This is a genomic window from Catenibacterium sp., assembly GCF_052354645.1.
Lineage (GTDB): Bacteria > Bacillota_I > Bacilli_A > Erysipelotrichales > Coprobacillaceae > Catenibacterium > Catenibacterium mitsuoka_A.
The window spans coordinates 1-2,902 of the sequence record NZ_DAWDDM010000251.1 but is presented as its reverse complement, the minus strand read 5'-3'; the positions used below and the strand labels follow the sequence as shown (position 1 = coordinate 2,902).

The following is a 2,902-nucleotide window of genomic DNA, read 5'->3' as shown; positions in this document are numbered from 1 at the left end:
GTTGTGGTGCTAATGTTTGATTATTTTTGGGACATTATCAATTTCGGTTGACATATTTTATCTATTAGAATAACGTGATAAGAACTGTTTAGCACGTTCTGTTTTAGGATGTTCAAATACTTCTTCAGGAGTACCCATTTCAGCAATAACGCCCTGATCCATAAAACATACAACATCACTGACTTCTCTAGCAAACTGCATTTCATGAGTCACAACAGCCATTGTTAAACCTTCTTTCGCAAGTTCCTTCATAACATCTAATACATCCCCTACCATTTCAGGATCTAAGGCACTTGTAGGTTCATCAAATAGAAGTACTTCTGGTTTCATACATAAAGCTCTTGCAATCGCAACACGCTGTTTCTGTCCACCAGAAAGCTTTGTACTAGAAGCATCTGCAAATTTATCCATACCAACAGCTTTTAGCTGTTTCATTGCTTCAACGCAGGCTTCTTCTTTAGATTTCTTTAATACTTTGATTTGTCCAATCATACAGTTTTCTAAAACTGTTTTATTACTAAATAAGTTAAAGTTCTGGAATACCATGCCTACTTTACTACGATATGTAGAAGCATCTAAATCACCTTTAAGGATATTTTGTCCATTAAATAGAATTTCACCTGCATCAGGTACTTCAAGAAGGTTGATACATCTTAGTAATGTACTTTTCCCAGAACCACTTGAACCAATAATAGTAACTACCTTACCACGTTCGATAGTGAAATTAATATCGTTAAGAACACGGAGGTCACCAAAATGTTTTTCTAAATGTTTAATTTCAATTACTGTATTCATTTCTTTCCTCCTTAAGCACAGTTATCCTTGATAGTAACTGTGTTTGTCTTATTGATTTTCTTTTCAACATAGTTAAGTACAAATGTAGCTACAGTTGTAAGAATTAAGTAAAGAATTGCAACAACAAGATACACTTCGATATATCTCATGTTTGTACCAGCCACTGATTGTGCCTGGAAGAATAATTCAACAACTGAAATCGCATTTAACATACAGCTATCCTTAATATTAACAATAAACTGGTTACCAAGTGATGGGAATGTATTCTTAATAGCCTGTGGGAAGATGATAGAAATCATAGTCTGAGTATTTGTCATACCTAAAGACTTAGCTGCTTCCATCTGCCCAGGATCAATAGACTGAATCCCACTACGAATAATTTCAGCCATATAAGCAGCTGTATTCACTGAGATAATTACCATACCAGCTGTAAAGTTATTCCAATGTAATACTGGTTTGAATAAGTAATAAAGGAATACGGCCTGAACCATCATAGGTGTTCCACGGAATACCCATACATAAAAGCCTGTAATAAAACGTCCTAAACGTTTAAAGAATCTTGTCACTGGTTTATCTAGTGGATCTAATGGTACACAACGAATGGCACCAATAATTAAACCAATAATTAAACCAGCTAATGTACCAACAACCGCAAAAGCGATTGTCATCTTAATACCATACCAGAATAGAGGCCAGTTATTAATTAACTGACTCCATGCATATTGAAAATCTATTTTCATTTTATCTCCTATTTTTCAGTAGGTGCTCTCTTAACAGCATCTTCCATGATTTTTAATCTTTCTTCTTGTGAAATAGAATCTAAAGCCTTCTGAATCTTCTTGAATTCAGCAGTCTTACGTGTATTATTCTTTAATCCAATTGATACTGCAGTATCTACATTAAAGTTATGGCCATCTGCAAACTTAACGATTGATAAATCTGGGTTAGCCTGTACGATACCATTTGCAACTGGTAATTCAGCAGTAATACCATCTGTATCACCCTGCTGTAAAGCTACAACTAATTCTGGATAAGTTGATTTAGGTGTCTGATGTTTTACACCGTTAATCTGATCAATGATTGTATCATAGTTAGTATTCTTCTGACCTGTTACCTTATATCCTGAGAACTGCTGGATATCATTGAATGAAGTCATTGGACTGTTCTTTCTTACAATCATAACCATTTCACTCTGGTATTAAGGTGTAGTGAAATCTAATCCCTTTTCACGTTTCTTATCAGCAGTCATACCTGCGATAATTGCATCAATTTCACCAGATTCTACAGCTGGCTGTAAACCATCCCATGCAATCTTCTTTACTACAAGTTTCTTTCCTAATTTTTTAGCAATTTTGCTGGCAACGACAACATCATAACCATCTGCATAACCTGCACCACCATCTAATTTAACTGCAGTATCTGTTTTCTTAGAAGTCTGCCAGTTAAATGGCTGGTAAGCTGCTTCCATCCCTACTGTAAAAGTGTTGTCATCCTTAGTAGATGATCCACATCCTGATAATACAAGCGCTGCTGTTGCAAGCGTAATTAAAGTCTTTTTCATAATATTCCCCTTTCTATATAAAAATAGAAAAAAAGCCATACGTTATCGCATAGCTTTTAACGATTAGATAACGCCTCTTCATCATGAAGGAGTGAGACAGGTATTTCCTGAATCCCCAAGACCATAAGCTGCCACTTATCTTCTTTCGGCGATGATTACCTTTCATATGATTCTTAGTCTGCCGACTCCTCATACTACTCTGATGCATCCCTTCCTCTATCTTTATATTTGACTTTACATGCCCATTATAATAGGAAGATATAAAAAGTCAATCCTATTTAATAAATTGTATCATTATTCCAATGTTTTAATTCTAACATCTACATTTGTACCATCAATAGTCATCACTGCATAAGATCTTTTGCTACCACCACGTGGCCATGAAGTAGAGCCAGGATTAATAAGCCAGAAACCATTTTCTTCTTTTACAAGAGGCATATGTGTATGTCCTGAGATTAAAACATCTCCATTATATTTCTTTAAAAAGTCCAGCATTTTCTTTTCACGATCAAAATAACCAAAGAACTGCCCATGAGTAATCAGAAG

General features: G+C 35.1%; 3 protein-coding genes, 1 pseudogene and 1 riboswitch. All 4 genes and pseudogenes read right to left on the bottom strand.

The features are described 5' to 3' along the window. Positions 1–57: 57 nt before the first annotated feature. The gene (locus ACT8VG_RS09510) at positions 58–795 is read right to left on the bottom strand and encodes an amino acid ABC transporter ATP-binding protein (protein ID WP_444195722.1); all 738 of its coding nucleotides are present in this window, start codon (positions 793–795) and stop codon (positions 58–60) included. An 11-nt stretch (positions 796–806) separates the two neighbouring features. Next, entirely contained in the window at positions 807–1,535 is a 729-nt protein-coding gene (locus ACT8VG_RS09505; RefSeq protein ID WP_117458845.1) for an amino acid ABC transporter permease, read from the bottom strand. 8 nt (positions 1,536–1,543) lie between these two features. Further along, positions 1,544–2,356, bottom strand: a pseudogene (locus ACT8VG_RS09500) (transporter substrate-binding domain-containing protein). Positions 2,357–2,416: 60 nt separating this feature from the next. Next, positions 2,417–2,583: riboswitch (Lysine riboswitch) on the bottom strand. A gap of 67 nt (positions 2,584–2,650) precedes the next feature. Then, a partial coding sequence (locus tag ACT8VG_RS09495) for a metallophosphoesterase family protein (protein WP_444195721.1) occupies positions 2,651–2,902 on the bottom strand: 252 nt, incomplete at its 5' end.

What these genes read in the sequence shown, in the direction of transcription:
- ACT8VG_RS09510 (WP_444195722.1), bottom strand. Translation starts at nt 795, where the DNA reads ATGAATACAGTAATTGAAATTAAACATTTAGAAAAACATTTTGGTGAC.
- ACT8VG_RS09505 (WP_117458845.1), bottom strand. Translation starts at nt 1,535, where the DNA reads ATGAAAATAGATTTTCAATATGCATGGAGTCAGTTAATTAATAACTGG.